11 protein-coding genes are annotated in these 14,569 nt (G+C 42.3%); all 11 read left to right on the top strand.

Annotated elements, in window-relative coordinates:
- The first annotated feature begins 4 nt into the window (after positions 1–4).
- The 11 genes from cdaA to BUA88_RS09315 all read left to right on the top strand — a co-directional run bounded on the left by cdaA (position 5) and on the right by BUA88_RS09315 (position 14,556).
- Entirely contained in the window at positions 5–871 is an 867-nt protein-coding gene (gene cdaA, locus BUA88_RS09365; protein ID WP_242939604.1) for a diadenylate cyclase CdaA, read from the top strand.
- Positions 872–2,119, top strand: coding sequence for a CdaR family protein (locus BUA88_RS09360; RefSeq protein WP_072916641.1), 1,248 nt, complete (start codon positions 872–874; stop codon positions 2,117–2,119).
- Between the two features lie 42 nt (positions 2,120–2,161).
- Complete coding sequence (glmM, locus tag BUA88_RS09355; RefSeq protein ID WP_072916638.1) at positions 2,162–3,511, top strand: phosphoglucosamine mutase; 1,350 nt, start codon at positions 2,162–2,164, stop codon at positions 3,509–3,511.
- A 31-nt stretch (positions 3,512–3,542) separates the two neighbouring features.
- Positions 3,543–3,809: an HPr family phosphocarrier protein gene (locus tag BUA88_RS09350; protein WP_072916635.1), complete on the top strand. Its 267-nt coding sequence runs from the start codon at positions 3,543–3,545 to the stop codon at positions 3,807–3,809.
- Positions 3,810–3,930: 121 nt separating this feature from the next.
- Complete coding sequence (gene leuA / locus BUA88_RS09345) at positions 3,931–5,619, top strand: 2-isopropylmalate synthase (RefSeq protein WP_072916632.1); 1,689 nt, start codon at positions 3,931–3,933, stop codon at positions 5,617–5,619.
- A gap of 108 nt (positions 5,620–5,727) precedes the next feature.
- On the top strand, positions 5,728–6,813 hold the full coding sequence (rfbB, locus tag BUA88_RS09340) for a dTDP-glucose 4,6-dehydratase (RefSeq protein WP_028247399.1): 1,086 nt from the start codon (positions 5,728–5,730) through the stop codon (positions 6,811–6,813).
- Positions 6,814–6,864: 51 nt separating this feature from the next.
- Positions 6,865–9,549: a GH25 family lysozyme gene (locus BUA88_RS09335; RefSeq protein WP_072916629.1), complete on the top strand. Its 2,685-nt coding sequence runs from the start codon at positions 6,865–6,867 to the stop codon at positions 9,547–9,549.
- A gap of 12 nt (positions 9,550–9,561) precedes the next feature.
- Entirely contained in the window at positions 9,562–10,947 is a 1,386-nt protein-coding gene (locus BUA88_RS09330) for a sugar transferase (RefSeq protein WP_072916625.1), read from the top strand.
- Positions 10,934–12,154, top strand: a complete 1,221-nt coding sequence (locus BUA88_RS09325) for a glycosyltransferase family 4 protein (protein ID WP_159430885.1) — start codon at positions 10,934–10,936, stop codon at positions 12,152–12,154. Before BUA88_RS09330 ends, BUA88_RS09325 begins: the two co-directional genes overlap by 14 nt.
- Positions 12,132–13,220, top strand: a complete 1,089-nt coding sequence (locus BUA88_RS09320; RefSeq protein WP_072916621.1) for a glycosyltransferase family 4 protein — start codon at positions 12,132–12,134, stop codon at positions 13,218–13,220. Before BUA88_RS09325 ends, BUA88_RS09320 begins: the two co-directional genes overlap by 23 nt.
- Positions 13,198–14,556 (top strand): lipopolysaccharide biosynthesis protein, encoded by a 1,359-nt coding sequence (locus BUA88_RS09315; RefSeq protein WP_072916618.1) that lies wholly within the window; start codon positions 13,198–13,200, stop codon positions 14,554–14,556. The genes BUA88_RS09320 and BUA88_RS09315 overlap by 23 nt, the downstream gene beginning before the upstream one ends.
- Positions 14,557–14,569: the final 13 nt, after the last annotated feature.

Here is a 14,569-nt window from a genome sequence, read left to right as displayed (position 1 = left end):
TTCGGTGGTTGATTTTGTAAACGCTGTAGATGCATTCATCGATGACTATTTCAATGTAAATATTCCAGATGTTTCCATCACAGATGTAATCGAGGTTTTTATAATTGCATATTTTATGTACCACCTGTTGGTTTGGGTTAAGAACAGCCGCGTCTGGATGCTTATCCGAGGTGTGCTGATTATCATGCTGTTTTTCCTGGTGGCAGCTGTTTTCCAGATGAACACCATTTTGTGGTTAGGCGAGAAGCTGGTTTCAGTTGCAGTGACGGTGCTTATCGTGGTATTCCAACCAGAGCTTCGTCGAGCACTGGAGCAGATTGGTCGTCGTAAGATCACATCTCTGTTCACGTGGAATATTTTAAAGACTGGTGCCAAGAAATTTGACGATTCTACTATCGTTGGTCTTGTTACAGCCTGCTATGAAATGGGGGCAGTTAAGACAGGTGCACTTATCGTTGTAGAAAAGGATATGCAGCTTACAGAGTTTGAGCGTACAGGTATTGGCATTGATGCAGTAGTCAGCAGACAGCTGCTTATCAATATATTTGAAAAGAACACTCCTCTTCATGATGGAGCGGTTATCGTCCGCGGAGACAGAGTTGTTTCAGCTACATGCTATCTGCCACTTTCTGATAACATGGCCCTTTCAAAGGACCTTGGAACCAGACACAGAGCGGCAGTTGGTATCAGTGAGGTATCTGATTCACTCACCATTGTTGTTTCCGAAGAGACTGGAACAGTTTCTTATGCTCGTGAAGGACGCATCGTTCGTGATGTAAAGGAAGACGAGCTTATTGCAGAGCTTAAGCGTCTCCAGAATCCTGAAGAAGCAGTTGAGGCTTTCACAAAAACTGAAAAGGAGGGCAAATAAATGCAGCAGAAAATAATTAATGCCCTCACCAAGGACGTAGGATTAAAAATTTTAGCTATCATATTCTCATTCCTGCTATGGCTTGTTGTGGTAAACATCGATGATCCTAAGCAGACAAGAACATTCACGTCGGTTGTTACAGTTACCAACGAGGATGTGCTTACTCAGGCTGGTAAGCTTTACGAAATCAAGGATGGCGTTAATACAGTCAGCTTCCGAGTTACGGCAAAGCGTTCTATCATTGAAAAGCTTTCGCCTTCAGATTTCTCTGCTGTAGCTGATATGAACAATCTGGAAAACAGTGAGCGTGTGCCTGTTACAATTGCAGCGAAGTCATATGTTAACTACATTACTATTTCCAGCCGTCAGAATTATCTCTATGTAAATCTTAAGGATCTTACTACAGAGAGATTCCTAATTAACGCACAGACTACTGGTGATTTGGAGCCTGAGCTTGCAGTAGAAGAAGTGACCTGCAGCCCTACAGTCATTACTGTTACGGGTCCACAGGATATTGTTAATAAGATAGAATCTGTTGTTGCTTCTGCAAACATCACAGGTGTTACAAGCAACTTCACAGAAAACGTTATTCCGAAGTTTTACGATGCAAAGGGCGAAGTAGTAGATACATCTTCACTTAATATGTCAGTATCTACAGTCAGCGTCAGTGTTTCATTCGTAAATACGAAGGCAGCAGACATAGTGGTTAAGACCAGCGGCATCCTGTCGCCTGAGCTTACCCTTGGAAGTATAAAGACAGATCCAGCATCTGTAATGATTATTGGTGAACCTAGCGCACTTAATGAAGTGAGCAACATCACCATTCCAGAAACAGTTATCAATCTGTCGAACCTTACAGGCTCATTCACCACATCAGTAGATATTTCAGCTTATCTACCGGATGGTGTTCAGCTGGCAGAGGGCACCTCTTCTAAGGTTGCTATCTATGTCACTATGGCTAATGAAACAGCGTCTACGATTACTGTGCCGGCAGAGAACATAGAACTTAGAAATGTTCCTGAGGGACTGGCAGTTTCGTTGGATGTAGAAAAAATTACTGTTGATGTATTTGGAAGTGAAAGTGCTTTAGCCGGTCTAAAGGCTGAGGATGTTAAGGGCTACATTGATTGCTCTAATCTCAGCGTTGGCGAAGGTCAGAATGCAGTTTTACAATTTGAGAACCTTGAGGGAATCACCGTACAGAATACATCAGTTACAGTCACAGTAATCGAAGCAAAGAAAGAATAATATTTGATTACAGTGAAGAAAAAGAAATGAGGATTAATAATAATGGGAAGATTATTTGGAACAGACGGAGTCAGAGGAGTAGCTGGCTCTGAGCTTACAATAGAGCTTGCTCGCTCACTTGGACAGGCAGGAGCTTATGTGCTTACTAAGGAGGCAAGCCACCAGCCTACAATCATCGTAGGATGCGACACACGTATTTCTGGTACAATGCTTGCATCTGCACTTATGGCAGGTATCTGCTCAGTAGGCGCTAACGCAGTTTATGTTGGAGTACTTCCAACACCTGCAATTGCTTACCTTACTCGTAAGCACAAGGTTGATGCGGGAGTTGTTATTTCAGCCAGCCATAACCCAATGGAGTTTAACGGAATCAAGTTCTTCAATGGAGATGGCTTCAAGCTTTCAGATGAGCTTGAGGATGAAATTCAGGCTCTTATTGAAGCAGATATGAAGGGCGTAAGCCTTCCTACTGGCGCAGAGATTGGAAAGATTGAGTATCGTTTCGACCTTGGTCGCGAGTATGTAGATTTCCTTAAGAAGACAGTTCCACTTGATTTATCAGGATTAAAGATTGTTATCGACTGTGCAGAGGGTGCTTCTTATCGCACAAGCGTTGCTTGTCTTTCAGAGATGGGCGCAGAGCTTATTACTCTTCACAACAATCCAGATGGAACAAACATCAACAGCAACTGCGGAAGTACTCACATGGACGAGCTTAGAGCTCGCGTTGTTGCTGAGAATGCACAGATCGGTCTCGCCTTCGATGGTGATGCCGACAGAATGCTTGCGGTAGATGAGAAGGGACGCCTTGTAGATGGCGACCAGATTATGGCTATCTGCGCCAAGCATATGAAGGACAAGGGTACTCTTAAGAAGGATACCTGCGTTGTTACAGTAATGACAAACCTTGGTTTCACACTTATGGCAAAGGAACAGGGCATCAATGTAGAGGTGACTAAGGTAGGCGATAGATATGTATTAGAGAACATGCTTGCTAAGGGTTACAATATCGGAGGCGAGCAGAGTGGTCACGTTATCTTCTTAGACGACAACACCACAGGTGATGGACTTCTTTCAGCACTTCACCTTCTTCGTGTTCTTGTGGAGACAAAGAAGTCACTTTCAGAGCTTGCATCTATCATGGATGTATTGCCACAGGCACTTGTAAATGCAAAGGTGCCAAACCACAAGAAGGAAAGCTACATGGAGTATCCTGAGATTGCAGCAGCAATCGCAGAGCTTGAAAAAAAGTTCGCAGGAGAAGGTCGTGTACTTATCCGCCCATCAGGCACAGAGCCACTTGTTCGTGTTATGATTGAGGGCAAGGATCAGGCAGAGATTGAGAACGATGCTAAAGCGTTAGCGGAGTTAATCACAAGCACAATGTTGTAATTGGGGATTTTTGGGATTTTAGAGAATAGATATGGTTTCACAAAAAGTAAAGATTAAGAATGCCACAGGTTTGCACCTGAGACCAGCGGGACTACTTTGCGAGATAGCCATGAAATATGGGTGTAAAGTCACTTTTCACACAAGTGACAACTACGAAGCAAATGCAAAGTCAGTATTAAGTGTACTTGGTGCATGTGTTAAGAGTGGTGAAGAAGTTGAGATATGCTGCGATGGGGCAGACGAGATAGATGCTTTAGCAGATCTCGTTAGTTCAATTGAAGCAGGATTAGGAGAGTAGTAAAAATAGCCTGTAGGAGACAAGCTCATATATTTCTTAAGCGAAGCTTTCTATAGCTGAGTGTAGAAATCATATGGCTTGTTACCGTAACAGGCGAGAGATATATTAGGAGGACAGAATAATGTTGAACTACAAGCGTTACAAAGCGAACCCAGTGTTACAGTTTCCAGAGCGTACATGGCCTGAAAAGCAGATCACAAAAGCTCCAATTTGGTGCTCAGTTGACCTACGTGACGGTAATCAGGCTCTCGTCGAACCAATGTCGGTTGACGAAAAAATGGAACTATTCGACCTCCTAATTAAGCTAGGCTTTAAAGAGATTGAAATTGGCTTTCCCGCAGCCAGCCAGATAGAATTTGACTTTTTAAGACAGCTTGTCGCTGAGAATAAGATTCCTGATGATGTAAAGGTTCAGGTACTTTCTCAGTGTAGAGAAGAATTAATTGACCGTACCTTTGAGGCAATCAAGGGTATCAAAAATGTAATTTTCCATATTTACAATTCCACATCTACTCTTCAGCGTGATGTTGTTTTCAATGCTGAAAAGGAAGAGATCATTGAGATTGCAAAGAAGGGTACACAGATGGTAAAAGACCGTCTGGACCGCTTCGATGGAAATTTACAGTTGGAGTATTCACCAGAATCATTTACAGGTACAGAGGTTGAGTTTGCACTTGATATTTGTACAGCAGTGCAGGATACATGGAACAAAGCAACAGATGCACCAATCATCTTTAATCTTCCTGCAACTGTTGAGATGAATACACCAAATGTTTACGCAGACCAGATTGAGTGGATGAGCACACACTTCAAGGACAGAGAAAACATCATCCTTTCAATTCATCCACATAACGACAGAGGTACAGGTGTTGCTATTACAGAGCTTGGACTTCTTGCAGGCGCAGACCGTGTAGAGGGAACACTTCTTGGAAACGGTGAGCGTACTGGTAACGTAGATATTCTTACAATCGCTTACAATATGTTCTCACAGGGTGTTAACCCAGAGCTTCACCTTGAGGATATTAAAGAAATCGTTGAGGTTTGTGAGCGAGTTACCAAAATGCCTACAGATGCAAGACACCCATATGCAGGTGAGCTTGTGTTTACAGCATTCTCTGGTTCACACCAGGATGCTATAAATAAGGGCGTCCGCGCTATGAAGGATCGTCAGAACATGTACTGGGAGGTTCCATATCTTCCAATCGATCCTGCAGATATCGGACGTATGTACGAGCCAGTGGTTCGTATCAACAGCCAGTCTGGCAAGGGTGGCGTAGCCTTTGTTATGGATACAGTATACGGCTACAAGCTTCCAAAGAAGATGCAGCGTGAGTTCGCCGATGTTGTTCAGTACATTTCTGAAAAGCAGGGCGGCGAGGTTACACCACAGCGTATTATGGAGGCATTCAAGTCTCAGTATCTTGAGAACAAGGAGCCACTTACACTTGAATACGTTGTTATTCAGGATAGCAAGGACACAGACGATACAGTTGCAGTTCTCGACTTCAGCTACAATGGTGAGAAGTTCCATTCAGAGGCAGAAGGAAACGGACCTATCGATGCTGTTAAGCTTGCAATCAAGCAGTGCATACCAGAGCTTGAGTTTACACTCATCGACTACACAGAGCATACACTTGCTCAGTCACAGGGTTCTGGAGCTAAGGCTGCAGCATACATTGAAATGCGTGATGAGCGTCATGGCAACACAACATTCGGTGTTGGCGTAAGCTCTAACATCACAAGAGCATCTATCCGCAGTTTATTCTCTGCGTATAATAGATTAATAGCAAAAGCAAAAGACTATGTATAAATACCCTAAGATTCATAATTCTTTAGAATTCTTTAGTATTTTAAGCTAAGAGAATAAAGTAATATAAGGATTATGAATGTTAAAGGAGAGAGAAAGGATTAATAAGAAATGAGAACTTATTTAGTAACAGGTGGAGCGGGATTCATCGGCTCAAATTACATTCACTACATGTTTAAGAAGTATGACAACGAGATTAGAATCATCAACGTTGATAAGCTTACATACGCAGGTAACCTCGAGAACCTTAAGGACATCGAGAACCGCGATAACTACACATTTGTAAAGGCTGATATCTGCGATAAGGAAGCTATCAGAAAGATCTTCCAGGAGAACGATATCGACCGTGTAGTTCACTTTGCAGCTGAGTCACACGTAGACCGTTCAATCGTAAACCCTGAGGTTTTCGTTCAGACAAACGTACTTGGTACAGCTGTAATGCTTAACTGCGCCAAGGAAGCTTGGGAGCTCGAGGATGGTTCATTCAAGGAAGGAAAGAAGTTCCTTCACGTTTCTACAGACGAAGTTTACGGATCACTTCCAGATGATGATAACGCATTCTTCTATGAGACAACACCATACGATCCACATTCACCATACTCAGCTTCAAAGGCTAGCTCAGACATGCTTGTAAAGGCTTACATGGATACTTACAAGTTCCCTGCAAACATTACAAACTGCTCTAACAATTATGGCCCTTACCAGTTCCCAGAGAAGCTCATTCCACTTATTATCAACAATGCGCTTCAGGGCAAGGATCTTCCAGTATATGGTGACGGAAAGAACGTACGTGACTGGCTCTATGTAGAGGATCACGCTAAGGGAATCGATATGGTTCAGGAGCAGGGCAAGCTCTTCGAGACATACAATATCGGTGGTCACAACGAGAAACAGAACATCCAGATTATCCACATCATCCTTGATACACTTCAGGAGATGCTTCCAGAGGGAGACCCACGTAAGGAGCTTGTTTCAGAGAAGCTTATTAAGTACGTTACAGACCGTAAGGGTCATGATAGAAGATATGCTATCGCACCAGACAAGATTAAGGCTGAAATCGGCTGGTATCCAGAGACATGCTTCGAGGAAGGTATCAAGAAGACTATCGCTTGGTTCTTTGAGCACGAGGATTGGATGAAGAATGTAACATCTGGTGATTATCAGAAGTACTATAACGATATGTATTCAGGAAAATAATTGGTTTAACGACAACATCGATTAGACTAGAAGTTTTGGGAGATGATGAATATGAGAGGAATAATTGAGGGCATAAGGTTTTTCTTTGCCACAAATAAGGTAGCTAGAATTGCTTTGGCTGCTGTTGTGGGCGCATCTGCACTCGGTGCTGGCGGAGCAGGAATTTATGCAATCTTAAATGATGACGTCGCACCAGAAGAGGTAGTTGAAGAGGTGGAAGTAGAAGAAGAGGCAGCAGCCGAGGATGTCTACATTCCAGCTTTCAAGAACATAGTCCTCACAAGTGAATCCCTTGAAAAGGATTTAACAATTTACATTTCAGATACAGAAGACAACGCTATCACAGGTGTGCCTTTCCAGATTAAGCTTATCAAGCCATCCGACGCAGAGAATCTTCAGAGCTCTATCGATGAGATAAAGAAGATTGATGCAGACATCAAGGAGATGGCTGGCGGAGCTTTAGGTACAGAAGAGGCAGAAGATACTGAAGAAGTTAAAGAAGAGACAACAGAGGAATCTACTGAGGAGACAGCACAATCTGATTCAGAAAAGATTCTTGCCTTACTCGAATCAAGAAATGTAGATATTACAGTAACTGACGAGAATGGAGAAGTTGTTGATACTCAGAAGGGTCGCATCAAGGATGACCCACTTTATCAGCTTATTCTCGATAAGGAAAGTGCTATTCAGTCATATGCTATGGCTGTAAAGCAGGTAGAAGGAACCATCTACACTGATGATGATCAGGATGGTGTTATTTCTGAGAAAGACATGGAGCCAGGCGATTATGTAGCCTGCCTCATGTATGATTTTGATAATCAGGAGATTTATGAGCCTACAGATTTTGCACCTACAGTTAATGTAAAGGATAAAGTAGAATTCAAGGTTCAGAAGGAAATCAAAAAGCAGATTAAGAAGGATGTGGCAGCCGAGGATAATCAGCCTAAGGAAGCAGCTCCTGTTGAGGCGGTTCTTAAGGATACCGTGGAGTATGTAGCTTCAAGCAAGGTTGAAAACGGCGGCTCAGCCAAGGGAATTAAGGGCTCTGAAATTGCAGCGCCTAAGTCTACAAAGGGCTCAAGTAAGGCTACTAAGAAGGGCAATGGCGTAACTTCTGTAGTTCATAAGCTTAAGCAGGAAGTTAAGAACTTCAATATCACTGTTATATATAAAGCAGATGATAAGGAGCTTGGCAAAGAAACAGTAGCCGTTCCACAGAATACAGATAAAACATTTGAAGCTAAGACATTTGATGGTTATACACTTACTTCAGATAAGCAGCAGACGGTAAAGGCTGATAAGGACAAGACTATTGAGTTCAAGTATAAGAAGAATGAGCCATCACCTAGTCCAACTACAACACCAAGTGTTAGCCCAAGTCCAACAGCTACACCAAGTCCTACTGCTACTCCGTCTCCAACATCTACACCGGAGCCAACAGCAGAACCTACTAAAGAACCAACTAAGGAGCCAACAGTGGAGCCTACAAAGGCACCAACAGCTTCGCCATCACCTTCACAGGATCCAACTCCTACTCCACAGGATGATGCAGCATGGTTCTATACAAATCGTCCATTAGCAGTTTCCATGAATATCAACAGATTCATGGCTGCTAAAATTGGAAAGAGAATAGCTGCAAACACAGCTACAGAGGAAAAAGCTTCACTTGATATGAGTTACTCTAATGGTGTGTTTACAATCACAGCTACAGCAAATGTTGGTTCAGTAACAGTAAATGGAACAGCTGTCACAATGAAGGATGGCAAGGGCACATTTACAGTTACAAAGGATGGAGATTACACACTTGCAGGTGTACCAGTCTGGAGTGATAAGATTGCAGCTACAGATGCTGAAAAGCTTAGCGTTACCTACACAGTTTCAGGCTATGGCACAGCATCTACAGAAAGACTTAAGGATAAGGAAGGTCACGAGCTTTTCCTTGATGAGGCTCTTACAAAGCCTGCTACAGCAGCAGATTTTGCAGCAGACAAGACTTTCTACTTCAAGGCTCCAACATATGCATATTATGGATGGCAGTCAATTAATGGCGTAAGCTATTTCTTCGATAAGAACGGAAACAAGGTTACAGGTGAGCAGGTAATTCAGGGTGTTAAGTACAACTTTGGTCCTGACGGAGGCCTTCTCGTAAAGGGTAACGGTATCGATGTTTCCAAGTATCAAGGAAATATTGATTGGAATCAGGCTAAGTCAGCTGTCAGCTTCGCAATTATCCGTTGCGGATACCGTGGACAGACTGATGGACAGCTTCACGAGGACCCATATTTCTACAAGAACATGAAGGGTGCCAAGGCGGCAGGCGTAGCGACAGGTGTTTACATCTTCTCACGTGCTGTCAACGAGGCAGAGGCTGTTCAGGAAGCATCTATGGCTGTTGCTATGGCAAACAGTGCAGGAGGATGCGCATATCCAATCTTTATAGATATGGAAGACACAGCAAGAGGCGGCGGTTTATCGGCTGCACAGCGTACAGCTATCGCAAATGCCTTTATATCTACAGTTCAGTCATCAGGCTACAAGGCCGGTGTATACTGCAGTAAGAACTGGATGAATAAGAGAATGAATGCAGGCGGAATCAACGGTTCTGCATACATCTGGATTGCACAGTACAACACATCTTGTACTTACAGTGGTAAGTATTCAATGTGGCAGTATTCATCAAAGGGTTCAGTACCTGGTATTAAGGGTCACGTAGATATGAATAAATCGTTCTTCTAATGGAAAGATTATATGAATAATACAAATACGATAGAGACAAACAAAAAATTATTCCGCTTCGTAAGTAGCGTGGTTTTAGTAGTAGTACTAGCCACGCTCTTTGGCGTTATGTGGTACATGAGATTTCAGTACCTTATGAATCCATACACACGATTCCTTGGCAAAGGAAATTATCTGATGATAGGACTTTATATGGTTCTCACCATCTTGATGATTAATACCTTCAAGGGCTTTGGCATTGGTACAGGACGTATTTCTATCCTTACCATGTCACAGGCTATTGCTATGGGACTTGTAAATGTTTTGGAATTCTTCATTTTGATTTTGATGACAAGAATCAAAGCATTGATGTGGATTACACTTGCTTATGTAATCGTACTTACGGTGGCAGATGCAGTGGCAGTGCTGTTTGTTACTTATTTCAGTACAAAGATTTACAGAAAGATTTTCCCACCATTTTCTATCCTCAATATTTTTGGCGGGTATGAGAATGATTTGGTTTGGAAGATGAATCAGCGTGCTGACAAGTACAGCATCACTGGTGAAATCAGCTGCAGAGAGCCAATCGAGAAGATTACTAAAGAGCTTGATAATTATGATGCTGTGCTTATCAACGACGTACCAGCAGAGACAAGAAACGATATTATCAAGGCATGCTTTGCTACAGGCAAGAGAGTATATTTTACACCAAAGATTTCAGATATTCTTATCAAGGGTTCTGATGAGGTAAATCTTTTCGATACACCACTTTACCTTTGCAAGAATGTGGGAATGGACGGAATATCAGCAGCAATCAAGCGTGCAGGAGATATTGTAATTTCAGGTATTGGAATTATCCTTACTTCTCCAATTATGCTTGTTACAGCTATACTTATCCACAAATACGATGGCGGACCAGCACTTTATAAACAGACACGCTGCACCATCGGTGGAAAGGAATACAAAATCATGAAGTTCCGTTCCATGATTATGGATGCCGAGAAGGATGGCAAGGCTCGTCTTGCCAGCGTAAATGATGACAGAATTACACCTATCGGTCACTTTATTCGTGCCACAAGAATTGATGAGCTTCCACAGTTCTTCAATATATTCCTTGGCGATATGTCAGTGGTAGGACCTCGTCCAGAGCGTCCAGAAATTATCGCTGAATACGTTAAGGAAGTGCCAGAGTTTGCTTTCAGAACACATGTAAAGGCTGGTCTTACAGGCTACGCACAGGTTTACGGAAAGTACAACACCACATCATACGACAAGCTGAAGCTTGATATGATTTATTGCGAGAAGTGCAGTGTGCTTCTCGACATACAGTTAATACTTATGACTTTAAGAGTCATATTTACAAAAGATGCCACAGAAGGTGTGGCCGAGGGAGAAACTAACGCTAATGTCCACAAATAAGAAAGCGCTTATGCACGCCCATACGGCGTACATGGTGACTCAGTTTAATATCGATAACATAAAGATTTTGCAGGATTTAGGTTACACTGTAGATGTGGCCTGTTGCTGGAAAGATGAAGATAGTGCACTTAGTCCAGAGGCTATGAAAGAACGCAGAAAGAAGCTTGATGATTTGGGATGCCGAGTTATTGAGCAGGCTAGTATGCGAAAGATTTTCAACATAGGTGAGCTTAGAAAAGCATATTTGGAGCTGAAAAAAGAGGTAGAGGCAAACCAGTACCAGATTGTTCACACCCAGTCGCCAATCGGTGGTGTTATCTGTAGATTGGCATGCAGAAGAGCCAGAATGATGTATGGAACCAAGGTAGTTTATGCAGCCCACGGTTTCCATTTCTTCAAGGGAGCACCACTTAAGAACTGGCTGGTGTACTACAATGTTGAAAAGTATTGTTCAAAATTCACTGACCTGTTGATAACTATCAACAAAGAGGATTACGACAACGCCAGAAAGTTCAATGCCAAGCAGGTGGCATACATTCCTGGTGCAGGAGTGGATACCCACAAATTCGTGGCCAGCGAGGACGGCAGAGCCCGTGTCCGCAAGGAACTTGGAATAGATGATGACACAATCGTCCTTCTATCGGTAGGAGAGCTTATTCACAGAAAGAACCATGGGGAGGTTCTTAGAGCTCTTAAAATCATGAAGGACAATGGCACGCTTCTTACACCTGACAGTGATGAGCGAGTTCAGCCTAAATATAAGATTAAATATCTTATTGCTGGACGAGGCAAAATCCAAAAGGAATTAGAGGAAAGCATCAAGCACCTTGGTTTGCAGGATTATGTGCAGCTTCTTGGATTTAGAAGAGATGTAGCAGATGTCTTTGCAGCTAGTGATATCTACGTGTTCCCATCTCATCAGGAAGGACTTCCTGTGGCACTTATGGAGGCTATGTCAGTGGGAATGCCAGTGGTTTGCTCAAAGATTCGAGGCAACATCGATTTGATTCAGGATGGAGAAGGTGGATATCTTTTCGATGCGAAGGATGCCAAGACATTGGTTGCAGCTCTTAATAAAGCCCTCGTAGATAACGAGGACAAGCGTCACGAGATGGGACAAATCAATGTCGAGACAATGAAAGAGTTTGATAAAGAGAAGGTTAATGAGATCATGAGGGGGATTTATGATAGTCTTACACATATCTAAGTCAAACAAATACTCTGGCATGGAGAATGTTGCTATAAACATTATGAAATCTATGCCAGATGATATACGTTGTGTGTATCTGACAGCTACAGGTTCAATAGAGACAAAGCTGTTGGACAACAATATTGAATACATCGGCATGGAAAAAATTGATGAGAAGGCCATCAAGGAAGTCATTGATGAGCTTCATCCTGATATTATCCATGCCTATGAATATGATGTGAGTCTCATGTGTACAAAGGTTACAGATGAGATTCCAATCATCAGTCATTTGTACTCTCTTCCAAAGTGGGTAGAGCGAATTGGCCCAAAGGCAGTTGTGTATGGTGGAGCCTGCAAGAGCTTTGCCAAAATAATTGTTCCTAATAGTGCAGTGCTTGAAAAATCATGGTTTAGGGACAAGATGGAAGACAGGACTGTTGTGCTTGGCGTTCCATTTAATGCAGTGGCTATCTTTGAAAAGGGATATGTGGCTGCTACTGAAATGACAAAGGAGAAGTTGGAAGGCTTTAAATCAGACCTGCTTTTTGTGGGTTACCTTACAGAGGATAAGAACCCTCTGGAATTTATAAAGATTGTAAAAGAAGTTAGTAAGAATCACCCTGATGTCAAAGCGACTATCGTAGGTGGTGGAGATTTAGGAAGCGAATGTCTGAAGCTTATTACAAAGCTTGGGCTTTTGGACAACATAAAGATGGCGGGAATGCAGCATAACCCATACATCTATATGAATCAGACAAAGATACTTGTGGCACCTTCCAAGTTCGAAGGATTTGGAATGGCGGCTGTAGAAGCTATGGCCTTTGGAAAGCCTACACTTACCAGTAAGGTGGGCGGATTTATGGTCACAGTGGATGATTGCTGCGGTAAGATTTGCGGAAATGACAAGAAGCCAATCGACAGAGAAGCTTTTGTTTCGAATATAGAAGAGCTCCTGACTAACAGCGAGATTTATCGAATGAAGTCTGACGGAGCCAGAAAGCGCGCCAAGGCTTTGAATAACTTTGACGCATACATGGAAGAAGTAGTTAAGATTTATGAGGATGTTTACAAAACTGTTAAATAAGCTGAAAAATGCAGATTTCATATTGGTGACACTTTCCACCGTTGCATGTTCAGCAATGTCATTTATATTTAGCGTATATAATAAGTCACTGGTAAGCTCACATTTACTGGGAATATACCAGACCTGTTTGCTGGCAATGACATATATGAATTACGCTCAGTTTGGCGTGCTCAATGCCTATAATAGAGATTATCCACAGGCGCTTGGCCGCAGGGATATGGATGAGGCAGGAAAGCTTAAAAATACAGCAATGACCTTTATGCTTTTGATTTACGCAGCTATCTTTGTTGTGTTTGAAGCATGGGTATTGATTTATTATCGCGGCAGCATCGGAACAGAATCAGACGGTGCAAGATATGCATTTGGTTATGCCATGTGTCCTATTCTCATTCTCCTAAAGAGCTTTGATGATATGTCAAATGCCACAGTAAGAATGAATGGACATTACAATAAATCAGCAATCATCGGATTTGTCCGCACTTTGCTGGCACTTGGTATTGGTGTGCTTGCTATCAACGTGGCAGGTTACTATGGCCTTTATGCCATGACACTTTCATCTGCAGCTCTTGGAATCATCATGTTTAGAAATGATGCATTCAAGGGAGCCAGATTACAGTTCGACTGGCCTTATATGAAGCTGATGATATTAGGCGGATTACCACTGCTTATTAACAGCCTCATTTGGACAATCGTTCAGTCAGTTGATAAATTTGTTATCTTAGGATTCTTATCTACAGATGATTTGGGTGTGTATTCAGTACCACTTATGGGATTTACTACCATGGTGCTGGTGCCACAGACAATATCACAGGTATTTTATATAAAGGTTTCACATTTATATGGAGCCCATCAGGATGAAAAGGAGCTTCTGGATAAGGCTGGATACTTCACCAGCATTACAGCACTGATTTCTGGTGCAGCTTGCCTTTTCGTTTTCTATGTAATGCCTGTATTTGTACATTATTTCATGCCGATGTACACAGATGGAACAGCAGCTACACAGATACTTGTTATTGGCGTGGCAGTATATTCCACAACAATGCTTTATGGAAATATCTTCAGCGTACTTAAGCTGAATAAGTCATTGATTGCAAACTCAGTTGCACTTTGTATTTTCAATGTAATCTTCTCAAGCGGCCTGGTGCTGTTTGTAGAAAGAAGCATTAATATGGTTGCAATCGGAACAGGACTTTCCTATGCGCTGTATTCTTTGATGTTGATTATTAAGCTTTCCAGAAGGTTTAAGTATTCCTTCAGCAAGCTGTTAATAAGAAGCTGGGGACCAGCAGTAGCGCTGATTGTTCCAGGCCTAATAATATATTTGTTACTACTATAAAAGAGGTATATAA

Origin of the sequence: Pseudobutyrivibrio xylanivorans DSM 14809, assembly GCF_900141825.1 — a bacterium.
GTDB lineage: Bacteria > Bacillota > Clostridia > Lachnospirales > Lachnospiraceae > Pseudobutyrivibrio > Pseudobutyrivibrio xylanivorans.
The sequence above is the reverse complement of the archived record's forward strand: the minus strand, read 5'-3'. Positions and strand labels throughout refer to the sequence as shown.